The organism is Bradyrhizobium sp. 956_D2_N1_4 (assembly GCF_052076025.1).
Lineage (GTDB): Bacteria > Pseudomonadota > Alphaproteobacteria > Rhizobiales > Xanthobacteraceae > Bradyrhizobium > Bradyrhizobium barranii.
In genome coordinates this window covers 834,989-847,137 of the sequence record NZ_CP197237.1, presented here as the reverse complement: position 1 = coordinate 847,137, position 12,149 = coordinate 834,989, and the positions used below count along the sequence as shown (strand labels likewise).

Sequence of the window (12,149 nt, the reverse complement as noted above, 5' to 3'; positions counted from 1 at the left end):
ACAATTGAAAGGATGTTCACCCGTTGGAAGGCCGCGTGGCGTGCGGCAAATCGGGAACTGAAATGACGAGGGGAAGCGCTCGGCTCGACCTGGGCTTCAGGGATTTCGTCCCATCGAGTTCTCCGTTCAAAGTAGATACGACGAATTTGATGCTTGACCATCTGGCGACGACTGCCTGGTCTGCTTTGCAGGAGCCCCCTTCCACTGCGCAAGATGCAGACGTGTCGAGGGGCCGGCGCGTCTATGCGCAGATTTCCGCCGCGCGACTTGCCTGACTATCCGCGCAGCTCCACAGCTTTCTTGCTACCAAGCGATTCGGCACAAGCTTTCGCAACGGCTGAATTTGGCTCAGTGCTTCCCGGCATCGTGGCCCAACCGCCTTTTTCGACGAACTTGCTCTGATCCCACGCATAGGTCGTCTTCTTCATTGCGACCAGGTTTTCCGAGGCATCAGCGGCTTGTTGAAACTTCTCAACGCAGATGGGTGTGAGAGCTGCGACGACAGCCGTCGCAGCACTATTCCTCGCGAGCGTCTCGGCGGCCCCACCCGTCACCCAGCCGCCCCAGCTGAAACCCACGATTGCCAGAGCAATTGCTCCGGCCGCGGCTCCCCACAGTGCCGGCCGCACGGCAGCTTTCGTCTCGCTGGAGATTTCCATGATTTTCGCCTTGATTTGGAGGTATGTTGAGCTTCACCGGTTAAGGAGGCTAGACACGTCGAGGGATCGGCGTCTGTACCAAATTGCTCACTACACTCGCGTAGGGATACCTTCGGGATGGCTTGATGCGCCGGCTCGCTGCAGTCTGATGCCAGCGCGCCACGGCGAGTATCTGCACCCTTGATGCTCCTGGAAATGCAGGGCCTTTGTGAGATTCTCCGCCTTTCGCAGTTGAGCGCGGGCGGTACCAATAATCGGTTCAGGTGTTCCTTTTCGAACAGACGGCGACGCCTCTCCCCGCTTTATTCCTGCATTGCCTGACTTGAATATATTACCGATCAGCCCGGCCCTCGCGGCCGGGCTTTTCGCTTGGGAAGGCCGTTCGCAGTCGAGGGCGATAGAACAGCAGTCTCACCTCGGCGTCTCGGCAAACGAGGAGAAGCTTCCCTGGAAGGGTTTGCCGGACTGCGGAGTGCGCATGCGGTTCTCAACTGACCCTTTCCTGTGAGCAGATCGTCGCTTCTGCCTCCTGGAAATCGGCCATCCCTTCCCTTGTCTGCCGTTCGGCCATGAGCGGTTTGACCTAGAAATCCATACCGCCCATGCCTCCCATGCCGCCGCCACCCGCAGGCGCGCCGCCGCCGGCGTTCCTCTTCGGCACCTCGGCCACCATGGCTTCGGTGGTGATCAGGAGAGCCGCAACCGAGGCCGCGTTCTGGATCGCCACGCGAACCACCTTGGTCGGGTCGATGATGCCCTTGGCGACCAAGTTGCCATACTCACCGGTCTGCGAGTCGAAGCCGTAGGCGTACTGTTCCTTTTCCAGGATCTTGCCGACGATCACCGAGCCGTCTTCACCGGCGTTGATCGCGATCTGGCGAGCCGGCGCGGACAGCGCCTTGCGCACGATCTCGACGCCGGTCTTCTGGTCGTCGTTCTTGGTGCGCAGCCCCTTGAGATGCTCGGAGGCACGGAGCAGGGCGACGCCGCCGCCCGGGACGATGCCTTCCTCGACCGCCGCGCGGGTCGCATGCATCGCGTCATCAACGCGATCCTTGCGCTCCTTCACCTCGACCTCGGTCGCGCCGCCGACGCGGATCACCGCGACGCCGCCTGCGAGCTTGGCGAGACGCTCCTGGAGTTTCTCACGGTCGTAGTCCGAGGTGGTCTCCTCGATCTGCGCCTTGATCTGGGCCACGCGCGCCTCGATGTCGGCCTTCTTGCCGGCGCCGTTGACGATCGTGGTGTTCTCCTTGTCGATCATCACCTTCTTGGCGCGACCGAGCATGTTGAGCGTGACGTTCTCGAGCTTGATGCCGAGATCTTCCGAGATCGCCTGGCCGCCGGCCAGGATCGCGATGTCCTGCAGCATGGCCTTGCGGCGATCGCCGAAGCCCGGAGCCTTGACGGCCGCGACCTTCAGGCCGCCGCGCAGACGGTTGACGACCAGGGTCGCAAGCGCCTCGCCTTCCACGTCTTCGGCGATGATAACGAGCGGCTTGCCGCTCTGCACGACTGCTTCCAGGAGCGGCAGCAGTTCGTTCAGGCTGGAGAGCTTTTTCTCGTAGATCAGGATATAGGCGTCGTCCATTTCAACGCGCATCTTGTCGGCGTTGGTGACGAAGTAGGGCGAGATGTAGCCGCGGTCGAACTGCATGCCTTCGACGACTTCGAGCTCGGTCTCGAGCGATTTGGCTTCTTCAACCGTAATGACGCCCTCGTTGCCGACCTTCTTCATGGCGTCGGAGAGGAACTTGCCAATCTCCGCATCGCCGTTGGCCGAGATGGTGCCGACCTGGGCGATCTCCTCGTTCGAGGTGACCTTCTTGGAGTTCTTGACGAGGTCGGCGACGACGGCGTCCACTGCCAAGTCGATGCCGCGCTTGAGGTCCATCGGGTTCATGCCGGCGGCAACCGCCTTGGCGCCTTCCTTCACGATCGCAGCCGCGAGCACGGTGGCGGTGGTGGTGCCATCGCCGGCCGCGTCAGCTGACTTGGAGGCGACTTCGCGCACCATCTGTGCGCCCATGTTCTCGAACTTCTCTTCGAGCTCGATCTCCTTGGCGACGGTGACGCCATCCTTGGTGATGCGGGGAGCGCCGAACGACTTGTCGAGCACGACGTTGCGGCCCTTCGGACCGAGCGTGACCTTCACCGCGTTATTGAGAATTTCGACGCCGCGCAACATGCGGTCGCGGGCATCGACGCCGAATTTGACTTCTTTGGCTGACATGGCGATCTCCGTTTTCAACTGGTCAGATCCCAAAGGCCGCGCAACTGGCGAGCTCTTGAGGGATGAGATTTGAATTGCGGGCCTCATCCTTCGAGAACCCGGCTACGCCGAATCCTCAGGGTAAGGAAAACCGGCTGGCGCTTACGCGGCCTTCTTCTTGGCGGCCGGCAGATCAGTGAGGACGCCCATGATGTCGCTTTCCTTCACGATCAGCAGGTCGACGCCGTCGATCTTGACTTCAGTGCCGGACCACTTGCCGAACAGCACGCGGTCGCCGACCTTCAGGTCGATCGGGATCAGCTTGCCGGCTTCGTCGCGGCCACCGGGGCCGACGGCGATGACTTCGCCCTGGGAGGGCTTCTCCTTGGCGGTGTCCGGAATGATGATGCCACCGGCTGTCTTGTCGTCGGCCTCTATGCGCTTGACCACGACGCGGTCATGGAGCGGACGGAATTTCATGCGATCCTCCCTGGCTTTTGTGATTATTCTGGATTGGCAGTCGTAATGAAGCACGTGCCGTAAACGAAGTCTTCCGCGTCCATCAAGACGTGAGGCTTCGTCTCAAAAATTGGCGGCGACCAGATCGTAAGAGCCCCTGCTGCCGCGGACGTACACCCTGGCAGCGGCGGCACATATCACATCACGATTGGAATCGAATGCGCTCAGGAAATCCGATTCATTGTTGGAGTGAGCGCCCGGTTCAAGTCGCCTCAGCGCGTCTTCCTCTATGAAGAACGATGCCTCTAACGCGCTATCGTATCCCCAAAAACGCACGGCGTGCCGCGTTCGGTCATATGAACGACTGAAATTCGGAAACTCGATCATGGTTGGGTCCGATCAAGTTTGCGCAACGGGAATAGGTTCTGAGAGCGATCCGGCTGCGCTAAACCATAAATGGCTACTCTGGAATCGGATTACAACTGCCCACGAAAATTAAGTGCGACCAGCCTCGTGATCTTCTTCGGGCTGTTGATCGTCGCTGCAATAAATTTTCAGTGGTAGTCCTCTCGGCTCACCCGCGCTATCGGCTCAAGCCAACAGCTAGTTGGCTCCGCTGAAATGACTCACGAGCTCAGCCCGGCGGCAGTTGATACGATCCTTTCACAAGGTACGACCGTCACTCGTACTGCGCTCAGTCCTACAGGTGGTCAGCTTATCTTCAGCGACCCGCGCGATCGTTGTGCGGAATTCGCGAACACCGTCCGGGTAACTGATCTCGAGTTTCTGGAAGATGTTCTGAGTGAATGGTGGCGAACAAAAACAGCAACGTCTCCAGCGGACAGCGCCATCCGCTCTCCAAATGGGGCAACGATGACGTCGATTTGGTAAGCAATATCAATTGGCTGGGGCGGGAGGGATCGAACCTCCGAATGGCGGAATCAAAATCCGCTGCCTTACCGCTTGGCTACGCCCCAACAGGCGACCAGGGAATGGGCGGAAGAACCGGCTACCGCAGATTCCCGCTGGTCGCAGCCGGTCTATAGGGAGCGGCGCGGCATTTCAACCGCCTGGAAGGGCAAAATACCTGAGGTCCAGGACCGGGGCCGGCGCTGGCCGTGCCACCCTTTATTATTAGCCCGGCGGCGGCGCCGTTCCGGGCCGGCGCAGTCCCGGCGTTCGGGCAGTTGAGACCTCCCCCGTTTCATGGGAATACGGCGCCAATACCTGTCCACGGGAGTGAGCCATGACCTACCGCGCGCCGATCTCAGACATGCTGCTGTCGCTCAACCATGGCGCCGGCCTCAAGGCTGCCGTGGAGGCCGGCCATTACGGCGATTTCGACGGCGACATCGTGAGCGCCGTGCTGGAGGAAGCCGGCAAGTTCGCAACCGACGTGCTGGCGCCGCTCAACCAGGTCGGCGACGAGCACGGCATCAAGCTCAGCGATGGCAAGGTCACGACTGCGCCGGGCTGGCCGGACGCCTACAAGCGCTGGACCGAGGGCGGCTGGAACGCGGTCTCCGGCCCCGAGGATTTCGGCGGCCAGGGCCTGCCGATCGCGATCAACGCCGCCTGTACCGAGATCTGGAGCGCCTCCAACGTCGCCTTCGGCCTCTGCCCGCTGCTCACGGCGTCAGCAATGGAGGCGCTGGATGCGCATGGCAGCGACGAGCTGAAAAAGATCTATCTGGAAAAGCTCGTCTCCGGCGAATGGACCGGCACGATGCAGCTGACCGAGTCGCAGGCCGGCTCCGACGTCGGCGCGCTGCGTACCCGCGCCGAGCGGCAGGCCGACGGCACCTATCGCATTAAGGGGACGAAGATATTCATCACCTATGGCGAGCACGACATGACCGACAATATCGTGCATTTCGTGCTGGCGCGCCTGCCCGATGCGCCCGCCGGCACCAAGGGGATCTCGCTGTTCCTTGTGCCGAAGTTCATGGTCAATGCCGACGGCTCGCTCGGCGCGCGCAATGACATCTATGCGTCGGGCGTCGAGCACAAGCTCGGCATGCATGCTTCCCCGACCTGTACCATGACCATGGGCGATCATGGCGGCGCGATCGGCTTCCTCGTCGGCGAAGAGAACCAGGGCATGCGCTGCATGTTCACGATGATGAACCAGGCCCGCCTCGGCGTCGGGCTGGAGGGCGTCGGCGTCGCCGATCGCGCCTACCAGCAGGCGCTGGCCTATGCGCAGGAGCGCAAGCAGGGCCGCGCCATCGGCAAGACGGGTGACGGTTCGGACGCGATCTTCGTGCATCCCGACGTCAAGCGCATGCTGATGCGGATGCGGGCGCAGACCGCGGCCGCACGCACCATCTGCTATGCGACCGCGGTCGCGATCGACGTCTCCACGCGCGCCAGGGATCCGAAGGTCCGCGCGGACGCCGCCGCACGCGCGGCGCTGCTGACGCCGATGGCCAAGGGCTATTCCACCGATATCGGCAACGAGGTCGCCTATCTCGGCGTGCAGGTGCACGGCGGCATGGGCTTCATTGAGGAGACCGGCGCCGCGCAGCACTACCGCGATGCGCGCATCACCGCGATCTACGAGGGCACCAACGGCATCCAGGCGATCGATCTCGTCACCCGCAAGCTCGCGGCCAATGGCGGCGCTGCGGTGTGGGCGCTGCTCGACGAGCTCTCGGCAACCGTGAAGCAGGTCGAAGCCTCCAACGATCCCGCTTTCGGCACCACAGGTATCAAGCTGCGCGAGGCGCTGGAGGCGCTGACGCGCACCAGCAAGTGGCTGCTGGAGCGCGTGACCTCCGCGCCGAACGAGGCGCTCGCCGGCGCGACGCCGTACCTCCAGCAGTTCGGCTCGACGCTCGGCGGTTGCATGCTGGCCTCCGAGGCGCTCGCCGCCAAGTCCGACGGCAACACCGACGCCGCGCGCTACGTCTCGCTCGCGCGCTTCTTCGCCGAGAACATCACGGTGCAGGCCGGCGCGCTGGAGCGCACGGTGACGGAGAGCGCGGAGTCGGTCGCGGCGGCGGATGCGGTGTTGTTGGGGTAAGGGTGGCTACGACGCCGCAAGCTTCGCGCGTCGGCCCGGCCGCCACAGCACGATTCCAGCCGCCACGAGATCGAGCATCACACAGATCGCAAACGCGCTCGTGTAGTTGCCGGTGAAACTCCGCACGAGGCCGATGATGCCGGGGCCGAAGGCGCTGACGACGCCGCTGATCGACGTGCCCAATCCCATTGCGGCGGCAAAGGCGGCAGCACCGATCTCGCGCTGGATGATCAAGGGTGGGAACGTGATCATGTTGCCGATCGAGAAGCCGTAGACGGCGCAGCAGACGAGCAGCACGGTCGGGTTCGTGCTTTGGAGAAGCACGAACAGCGCCACCGCCTGGCTCGTCATCGACGCCGCACAGGCGAGCCGCGGATCGAGCCGGTCGACGAACAGGCCGAGCGACAGGCGGCCGACCACCGCCATCGCCGCCATGATGGTGACCGCAAGGCCTGCGGCATAACGCCCGATCAGCGGCTCGAGGAACGTCACCTGGTGGATGATGAATCCCATCTGTGCCAGCAGCGCGATCGCGATCGGCAGCACCATGGTCCAGAACGCCGCGTTGGCGAGCAGCGTCTTGCGGGAATGGGCCGGCGCGGCCATGCCAGCGGACGAGCGGCCGCCCGATGCCGGCGATATCTGCGTCGGCCAGCCGATGAAGATGACGACCACCGGCAGCACCAGCACCACCATCGCCATCGTGGCGGCAAGCATGGCGGACTGGAAGCCGATGCTGCCGGTCAGCGACAACAACAGCGGAACGAGGACGATGCCGCCGCAGGTCGCGCCGTTGAAGGCGAGGCTGAGCGCGAGCCCGCGGCGCCGTTCGAACCAGGCGTTCAGCACGGTGGCGATCACCACGGTGCCCATGCCGGTCCAGCCGACCGACATCAGCGCATAGGCGAGATAAAGCTGCCAGGGCGTCTGCATCAGCGCCAGCAGCACGGTCGAAGCGCCGAGCGCCGACAGGCCGCTCAGGATCAGCGCGCGCAGCCCGATGCGGGCGAGCAGATCGTCGGTGAAGATGACGAGCACGGAGGTGAGGAGAAACGAGAAGGTGCTCGCCGCGGAGACCAGCGTGCCCGGCCAGCCATGGGCGCGCTGGAGCTCGGCGAGATAGACGCCCTGGCCATAGAGGCCGAAGCCGAACATGAAGAAGGCCATCAGGAAACAGGCCAGCACGACGCGCCAGCCGCGATAACGCAGCGAGGATTCGTCAACGCCCGTTGCGGCAATCATCAAACGAACAATCGGCCAAAGGAACCGGCATTGGGCAATCGTGCCCTACAACCCCCGGTTTTTCAAATGAAACATTGTAGCCATTTGTTGCAATGCGCAACTGCATGTGCGAAGCAATACAACCGGCATGATCCGGTGCGGTGCGGTTCCCGATCAGAAAAACGACAGCGCGCCATGCGGCGAACTCACGGGGACGTTCTCGAAAAGGTCGAGCGGGCGGATTGGCACGCCTGCAAGATGATGTAGGCTGAGGCTTGCGAGACTCGCCAAGGCAAGCGTCGCGGCGACCGCAGGGGGCTCTCATGCCGAATGGCAACATCGTCGTCACCGAAGAGCGCGGAACACGCGTCATCACCCTGCGCCGCCCGAGCAAGAAGAACGCGATCACGCAGGACATGTATCGCGAGATGAGCCGCGCGATCGACACCGCGCAGAACAATCCCGACATCCGCTGCATGATCATCACCGGCGGCTCCGGCGTATTCACCGCCGGCGACGACATCGACGACTTCATGCAGGCCGAACCGAATTCCGAGACGCTGTCGGACGGCGCAAAATTTCTCTATTCGCTCGCCCTCAACGTCAAGCCGATCATCGCGGCCGTCGATGGCGCCTCGATCGGCATGGGCACCGTGATGCTGTTTCATTGCGACTATGTGCTCGCCTCGAACGCCGCGACCTTCTCCGCGCCCTATATCCATCTCGGGCTCGTTCCGGTCGGCGCGGCCAGCCTCCTGATGCCGAACACGATGGGCTACCAGCGCGCCTTCGCGATGCTGGTGATGGGGCGGACTTTCACCGCCGCGGAGGCGCACGCGGCAGGCTTCGTCAACACCGTGGTCTCGCCGGGACATACCGAGGTCGAGGCGCGCAAGGTGGCGCGCGATATCTGCCGGCTGCCGGCCGAGGCGGTCGCGGCCTCGCGCAAGCTGCTGCGCGCCGCGCCCGAGGAGCTCACCCGCCGCATCGACCAGGAGGCCCATCTGTTCGGCGAGCGGTTGAAGTCGGACGAGGCGATTGCCGCGTTCAAGGCGTTTGCAAACCGGAAGAAGAGGTAGGGGGCGGCCGGCGCCCAGCCAATGGTCGTCATTCCGGGGCGCGACGAAGTCGCGAGCCCGGAATCCATCGTGCGGCAGAGTTGGTGGATGAATGGATTTCGGGCTCGCGCTACGCGCGCCCCGGAATGACAGCGAGAACGTTCGTGAAATCTTCGCGGGGAACGACTAAACTTGTTCCATGCGATACGCCTTCCTATTCCTCCTTGCCGCCCTCGCCATCGCCCTCCCCGCCTCGGCCCAAACCGCGGCGCCGGTCGAGCTGCGCATTCTCGCCATCAACGATTTCCACGGCAATCTGCGTCCGCCGCCGGGCGGCATCCGGATCAATGATCCCGAAGACAAAAGCAAGAAGGTCATGGTCGTGGCCGGCGGCGCGGAGTACATGGCGACGCTGGTCAAGCAGCTGCGCGAGGGGCATACAAACACGATCTTCGTTGCCGCCGGCGACCTGATCGGCGCGAGCCCGTTCCTGTCGGCAATGTTTCACGACGAGCCCTCGGTCGAGGCGCTCTCGATGATGGGGCTTGCGATCACCTCGGTCGGCAATCACGAGTTCGACGAGGGCAAGACCGAGCTCTTGCGGATGCAGAACGGCGGCTGTCATCCGGTCGACGGCTGCCAGGGGCCGCATCCCTTCACGGGCGCCAAGTTCCATTATCTCGCGGCTTCCACCATCGAGACCGCGACCGGCAAGAGCGTACTGCCGCCCTACGAGATCAGGGAGTTCGAGGGCATCCCCGTCGCCTTCATCGGACTGACCTTGAAGGAGACCGCGGGCATCGTCTCGCCCTCAGGCATTGCCGGGCTCGAATTCCGCGACGAGGCCGAGACGGTGAACGCGCTGGTGCCGCAGCTGAAGGCGCGCGGCGTCGAGGCAATCGTGGTGCTGATCCACCAGGGCGGTGAGCCCTCAGGCGACTACAATGAATGCCCCGCCATTACGGGGCCGATCGTCGACATCGTCAAGAAATTCGACCGCGCCGTCGACGTCGTCGTCAGCGGCCACACCCACCGCGCCTATGTCTGCGACATCGACGGGCGGCTCGTCACCAGCGGCGACAAATACGGCACGCTGGTCACCGCGATAGACCTCAAGCTCGATCCTGTAACCCGCGACATCGTCAGCGCCAAAGCCGAGAACGTCATCGTCGCCAATGCCTCGCTGGCGAAGGATCCCGAACAGACCGCGTTGATCGAAGCCTATGACAAGCTGTCGGCACCGATTGCGAATCGCCCGGCCGGATCGGTGACGCAGACGCTGTCGCGCGTGCCGAACGAGGCCGGCGAGAGCGCGCTCGGCGACGTCATCGCGGACGCGCAGCTCGCCGCGACGAAGGACGCCAAGGATGGCAGCGCTGTCATCGCGCTCACCAATCCCGGCGGCATCCGCACCGACATTGTTCCGAAGGAGAACGGCGCTGTGTCGTTCGGCGAACTGTTCGCGAGCCAGCCGTTCCGCAATCGCCTCGTTACGATGACGCTCACGGGCAGCCAGCTCAAGGACATGCTGGAGCAGCAATGGCTCGATCCGAAGCGCCCGCGGATTCTCCAGGTCTCGAACGGGTTCAGCTACACTTGGGATGCGACGAAACCGTTCGGCGAGCGAATCAGCCTTGAGAAGATGACGCTCAACGGCAAGCCGATCGAGCCTGGAAGCGGCTACCGCGTCACCGTCAACGATTACCTCGCCGTCGGCGGCGACGGTTTTACGGCCGCCAAACAAGGCACAGCACAGCAATATGGCGGCTACGACGCGGACGCGCTGTTCGCCTTCTTCAGGGCACACGGACCGATCGGTCCGCTGCCGCCCACCCGCATCCTGCGCGTGAATTGATCCGGATCAAACGGACTTGTCCGGAACCACCCTTTGCCATTCCCGCCCAAGCGCTTAGATTGCTTTTTGCATTTGCGTTTTGGCTCGGGATGCGCCAAGCGACGTCAAGAGCCCGTTCCCTGTGAGGCCGACCTGATGAGCACGCTTCTCCTCTCCCACAAGGCCTGCCTCGACCACGTCACGCCCCCGGGACATCCTGAAAGGCCCGACCGCCTGCGGGCGGTGGAGGAAGCGCTGTCGCAGGAGCGCTTCCAGTTCCTGGCGCGCGACCTGGCACCGGAAGGCGATCTCGATCTCGTGACGCTCTGCCACAACGAGCACTACGTCACCGAGCTGCGCCACATCGCGCCGACCAGCGGTCAGGTCTATATCGACGGCGACACCTCGATGTCACCAGGCACGTGGGAAGCGGTGATGCGCGGCGTCGGCGGCGCGGTGGCTGCGACCGAAGCGGTGATGAATGGCGAGCATCGCAACGCCTTCGTCGCGGTGCGCCCGCCCGGACATCACGCCGAGATCGGCAAGCCGATGGGCTTCTGCTTCTTCGACAATGCCGCGATCGCGGCGCGTCATGCGCAGCGCAAATACGGCATCCAGCGCGCCGCCATCGTCGATTTCGACGTGCATCACGGCAACGGCACGCAGGACATCTTCTGGTCCGATCAGACCGTGATGTACTGCTCGACGCATCAGATGCCGCTGTTTCCGGGTACCGGCGCGAAGGGCGAGCGCGGCGACCACGACACCATCGTCAATGCGCCGCTCGCTTCCGAAGACGGCGGACCAGAATTCCGCGCCGCGTTCGAGCAACTGATCCTGCCGCGCCTCGAAAAATTCAGCCCCGAGCTTCTCGTCATCTCCGCGGGCTTCGATGCGCATTACCGCGATCCGCTGGCCTCGCTGAATTTGCGCGCGGAGGACTACACGTGGGTCACGCGCAAGCTGATGGACCTTGCCGACAAGTCCGCAGGGGGCCGCATTGTTTCGGTGCTCGAGGGCGGCTATGACCTGCAAGGATTGAAAGAATCTGTTACGGCGCATGTCGGCGCCCTGATGGGCGCTTGACGCACCCGCCACATTACGCCCGCAAAACTGCGCTTTTTCTCACGTGAAGCGGGCAATCGGAAACGGATATGGCCGAAAATACCCAAGTCGACGTCTCCAGGCTCACCTTCGAACGCGCCATCGAGGAGCTCGAAACCATCGTGAAGCGGCTCGAGGACGGCAAGGTGCCGCTCGAGGAATCCGTGACGATCTACGAGCGCGGCGAGGCGCTGAAGCGCCGCTGCGAGGAATTGCTGCGCCAAGCCGAGGCACGCGTCGACAAGATCACCACCGATGCCAGCGGCCAGGCCACCGGCACCGCACCGCTCGACGTGCAGTAAGGTCCCCGTTTCAAGCCGCCCGCCTCAAGCATCGGCCATCTGCAGTTTTTCATGATCGCACGCCGCTGTTTGGGCTTACAGCCCTCGGCGGCCAGGCACTGACATCGAAGAGTTCCCCCGGCCAGGGCCTCTCGGGCTCGCGAATCTGGCCAAAACGGCCTTCCTCTCGCCCAAAATGCAGGCGAGGAACCGGGCAAGACTGGAACCCATCCGCCGGCGCCAAGATTAACCAAGCTGGCCCGCGGGTTGCAGGTGCATACCCCTAAACGACCCTG

The 12,149-nt window shown here is 63.4% G+C and carries 10 protein-coding genes and 1 tRNA gene; 5 read left to right on the top strand and 6 right to left on the bottom strand.

All coding sequences use genetic code 11. The annotated features are described in order from the left end of the window. Positions 1 to 275: 275 nt before the first annotated feature. The 5 genes from AB7535_RS04055 to AB7535_RS04035 form a co-directional block, all read right to left on the bottom strand. Positions 276 to 659, bottom strand: coding sequence for a hypothetical protein (locus tag AB7535_RS04055; RefSeq protein ID WP_135215055.1), 384 nt, complete (start codon positions 657 to 659; stop codon positions 276 to 278). A 583-nt stretch (positions 660 to 1,242) separates the two neighbouring features. Further along, a complete protein-coding gene (gene groL, locus AB7535_RS04050) occupies positions 1,243 to 2,892 on the bottom strand; it encodes a chaperonin GroEL (RefSeq protein ID WP_071917644.1) in 1,650 nt (549 codons plus the stop codon). Between the two features lie 141 nt (positions 2,893 to 3,033). Beyond that, the gene (locus tag AB7535_RS04045) at positions 3,034 to 3,351 is read right to left on the bottom strand and encodes a co-chaperone GroES (protein WP_063984905.1); all 318 of its coding nucleotides are present in this window, start codon (positions 3,349 to 3,351) and stop codon (positions 3,034 to 3,036) included. Positions 3,352 to 3,453: 102 nt separating this feature from the next. Beyond that, positions 3,454 to 3,717 carry a DUF1488 domain-containing protein gene (locus AB7535_RS04040; protein WP_063984906.1) on the bottom strand — a complete coding sequence of 88 codons (264 nt, stop codon included), beginning with the start codon at positions 3,715 to 3,717 and terminating at the stop codon, positions 3,454 to 3,456. 515 nt (positions 3,718 to 4,232) lie between these two features. Then, positions 4,233 to 4,307 (bottom strand) — tRNA-Gln (locus AB7535_RS04035). 269 nt (positions 4,308 to 4,576) lie between these two features. On the opposite strand from AB7535_RS04035, the gene AB7535_RS04030 reads away from it, so the two are divergent. Then, entirely contained in the window at positions 4,577 to 6,355 is a 1,779-nt protein-coding gene (locus tag AB7535_RS04030) for an acyl-CoA dehydrogenase (RefSeq protein WP_085401271.1), read from the top strand. 6 nt (positions 6,356 to 6,361) lie between these two features. On the opposite strand, the gene AB7535_RS04025 is transcribed toward AB7535_RS04030, so the two are convergent. Further along, entirely contained in the window at positions 6,362 to 7,597 is a 1,236-nt protein-coding gene (locus tag AB7535_RS04025; protein WP_085401272.1) for an MFS transporter, read from the bottom strand. Positions 7,598 to 7,899: 302 nt separating this feature from the next. On the opposite strand from AB7535_RS04025, the gene AB7535_RS04020 reads away from it, so the two are divergent. The 4 genes from AB7535_RS04020 (at position 7,900) to AB7535_RS04005 (ending at position 11,874) form a co-directional block, all read left to right on the top strand. Continuing rightward, the gene (locus tag AB7535_RS04020) at positions 7,900 to 8,655 is read left to right on the top strand and encodes an enoyl-CoA hydratase-related protein (RefSeq protein WP_028148179.1); all 756 of its coding nucleotides are present in this window, start codon (positions 7,900 to 7,902) and stop codon (positions 8,653 to 8,655) included. Positions 8,656 to 8,833: 178 nt separating this feature from the next. Next, positions 8,834 to 10,489, top strand: coding sequence for a bifunctional metallophosphatase/5'-nucleotidase (locus tag AB7535_RS04015; RefSeq protein ID WP_085401273.1), 1,656 nt, complete (start codon positions 8,834 to 8,836; stop codon positions 10,487 to 10,489). Positions 10,490 to 10,624: 135 nt separating this feature from the next. Then, positions 10,625 to 11,554 (top strand): histone deacetylase family protein, encoded by a 930-nt coding sequence (locus AB7535_RS04010; protein ID WP_085401274.1) that lies wholly within the window; start codon positions 10,625 to 10,627, stop codon positions 11,552 to 11,554. 68 nt (positions 11,555 to 11,622) lie between these two features. After that, a complete protein-coding gene (locus AB7535_RS04005; RefSeq protein WP_008132970.1) occupies positions 11,623 to 11,874 on the top strand; it encodes an exodeoxyribonuclease VII small subunit in 252 nt (83 codons plus the stop codon). Positions 11,875 to 12,149: the final 275 nt, after the last annotated feature.

Excerpts from the sequence above, each read along its gene's own strand:
- AB7535_RS04055 (WP_135215055.1), bottom strand. The coding sequence starts at position 659 with ATGGAAATCTCCAGCGAGACGAAAGCTGCCGTGCGGCCGGCACTGTGG.
- AB7535_RS04025 (WP_085401272.1), bottom strand. The coding sequence starts at position 7,597 with ATGATTGCCGCAACGGGCGTTGACGAATCCTCGCTGCGTTATCGCGGC.
- groL (WP_071917644.1), bottom strand. The coding sequence starts at position 2,892 with ATGTCAGCCAAAGAAGTCAAATTCGGCGTCGATGCCCGCGACCGCATG.
- AB7535_RS04020 (WP_028148179.1), top strand. The coding sequence starts at position 7,900 with ATGCCGAATGGCAACATCGTCGTCACCGAAGAGCGCGGAACACGCGTC.
- AB7535_RS04010 (WP_085401274.1), top strand. The coding sequence starts at position 10,625 with ATGAGCACGCTTCTCCTCTCCCACAAGGCCTGCCTCGACCACGTCACG.
- AB7535_RS04045 (WP_063984905.1), bottom strand. The coding sequence starts at position 3,351 with ATGAAATTCCGTCCGCTCCATGACCGCGTCGTGGTCAAGCGCATAGAG.
- AB7535_RS04030 (WP_085401271.1), top strand. The coding sequence starts at position 4,577 with ATGACCTACCGCGCGCCGATCTCAGACATGCTGCTGTCGCTCAACCAT.
- AB7535_RS04005 (WP_008132970.1), top strand. The coding sequence starts at position 11,623 with ATGGCCGAAAATACCCAAGTCGACGTCTCCAGGCTCACCTTCGAACGC.
- AB7535_RS04015 (WP_085401273.1), top strand. The coding sequence starts at position 8,834 with ATGCGATACGCCTTCCTATTCCTCCTTGCCGCCCTCGCCATCGCCCTC.
- AB7535_RS04040 (WP_063984906.1), bottom strand. The coding sequence starts at position 3,717 with ATGATCGAGTTTCCGAATTTCAGTCGTTCATATGACCGAACGCGGCAC.